The 2,109-nt window shown below is 66.9% G+C and carries 2 protein-coding genes; both read right to left on the minus strand.

The annotated features are described in order from the left end of the window. On the minus strand, window positions 1–819 hold an 819-nt coding region (locus tag DBR22_RS15680; RefSeq protein ID WP_108599789.1), incomplete at its 3' end, for a glucose-6-phosphate dehydrogenase assembly protein OpcA. Further along, window positions 816–2,109, minus strand: a 1,294-nt coding sequence (gene zwf / locus DBR22_RS15685; RefSeq protein ID WP_108599790.1) for a glucose-6-phosphate dehydrogenase, incomplete at its 5' end; no start/stop codon positions are given. The genes DBR22_RS15680 and zwf, both read right to left, overlap by 4 nt.

The raw sequence follows: 2,109 nt of genomic DNA on the forward strand, positions 1-2,109 counted from the left end.
CAACCGGGGCAGCGAGATGCGTTGGGCCGGCTGCCCCGGTTGCGTGAGTTCGGCGACGGACAATCCGGGGCGGAAGAGCTGGACATCGCCGCCGGGCCGGCTGAGCCGGACGCGCCGGATGCCGGTCCCTGCGGGGTCCGCCACAATGGTGACGGGGGCGTCCAGGGCCAGCGTGAGCCAGGCCGCGAGGAGGATGGTCGAGGGTGAGTCGGAGGCGCCTTCGACGGCGACAGCGGTCACCGGCGAGGGGTCAACCTGGTCCAGGACGGCGGCGAGCTGGATCCGCCAGTTCGTCAGCCGTGTCCAGGCAAGGTCGGTATCGCCGGCCTTGTAGGTGGTCCGGATGTTCTCCAGCGCTTTTTGCGGGTCCGGTTCGTTCGCCGAGTCGGTGATGCGTCGGTGCGCGATCCTGCCGACGGAGGTTTCGCAGGCGTTCTCCGGTGCCCCGTGGGGCCACCAGGCCACGATCGGGGCGTCCGGGAGCAGCAGCGCAGCGACCAGGGATTCGCTTTCGTGGGCAAGCTCTCCGTAGCCGCGCAGCACGATGACTTCGGACGCGCCGGCGTCACCGCCGACCCGGATCTGGGCGTCGAGCCTGTCAGGGGCCTTGGCACCGGCGTCGGCAAGGACGATGATCCGGCAGGGGTGCTCGCGGCTGGCCTCGTTCGCGGCCTCGATCGCTTCTTCCTCGAGCCCGGAACGGGTGACCACCACGAGGGTCAGCACCCGTCCCAGGGCGATCACACCGCCCTGCTCACGCAGGGCCATGATCTTTTTCGAGATCTTCGAGGTGGTGGTGTCCGGCAGGTCAACAATCATGGCCTTCTCCAGGTTCGTCCGTCGCGGGCCAGCAGTTCATCCGCGGAGGCGGGTCCCCAGCTGCCCGGAGCGTAGGGTTCGGGCTGTTCGTTCTGTTCGGCCCAGAAGTCTTCAAACGGATCAAGGATCTTCCAGGACAGCTCCACTTCGGCGTGCCGCGGGAACAGCGGCGGCTCCCCGAGCAGGACGTCCAGGATCAGCCGCTCATACGCTTCAGGGCTGGATTCGGTGAAGGAGTGCCCGTAGCCGAAGTCCATGGTCACGTCACGGACTTCCATCTGGGTGCCCGGAACCTTGGACCCGAACCGGATGGTCGCGCCCTCGTCCGGTTGGACCCTGATCACCACGGCGTTCTGGCCGAAGTCGTCCTCGCCATGGTCACGGAACAACAGGTTGGGGGCGCGCTTGAACACCACGGCAATCTCGGTCACGCGGCGGCCCAGCCGCTTGCCCGCCCGGAGGTAGAACGGCACACCGAACCAGCGCCGGGTGTTGATGTCCACGCGGATCGCGGCGAACGTCTCGGTAGTGGAATCGGCAGGGATGCCTTCTTCCTCCAGGTAGCCCTGGACCTGTTCCCCGCCCTGCCAGCCGCCGGCGAACTGCCCGCGCGCAGAATGGGTGGAGAGGTCCTCCGGGAGCTTGACCGCGGCCAGGACCTTTTCCTTCTCAGCCCGCAGGTCGTCGGCGTTGAAGGAAATGGGCTCCTCCATTGCGGTCAGGGCCAGCAGCTGCAAAAGGTGGTTCTGGATCACGTCGCGGGCCGCGCCCACGCCGTCGTAATAGCCTGCCCGGCCACCGGTGCCGATGTCCTCGGCCATGGTGATCTGGACATGGTCGACGTAGTTCGCGTTCCACAACGGCTCGAACAGCTGGTTCGCGAACCGGAGGGCCAGGATGTTCTGCACCGTCTCCTTGCCGAGGTAGTGATCGATCCGGAACACCGCGTCTGCCGGGAACACCGACTCGACGATGTCGTTCAGCTGCCGGGCCGACTCCAGGTCATGCCCGAACGGCTTTTCAATGACCACCCGCCGCCACTTGTCCCCGTCAGCCTGCGCCAGTCCGTGCTTGGACAGCTGCCGGCAGACCTGCTCAAACGCCTTGGGCGGGATCGACAGATAGAACGCGTGGTTCCCGCGGGTACCGCGGGTCTCATCGAGTTCCTCGGTGACCTCGCCCAGACGCTCGAACGCGTCGTCGTCGTCGAACCCGCCCTGGACAAAGCGGATGCCCTCGGCGAGCTGGTTCCACACCGCCTCATCAAACGCGGTCCGGGAGTAAGCCTTG

This window comes from Arthrobacter sp. HMWF013 (assembly GCF_003061105.1).
Lineage (GTDB): Bacteria > Actinomycetota > Actinomycetes > Actinomycetales > Micrococcaceae > Arthrobacter.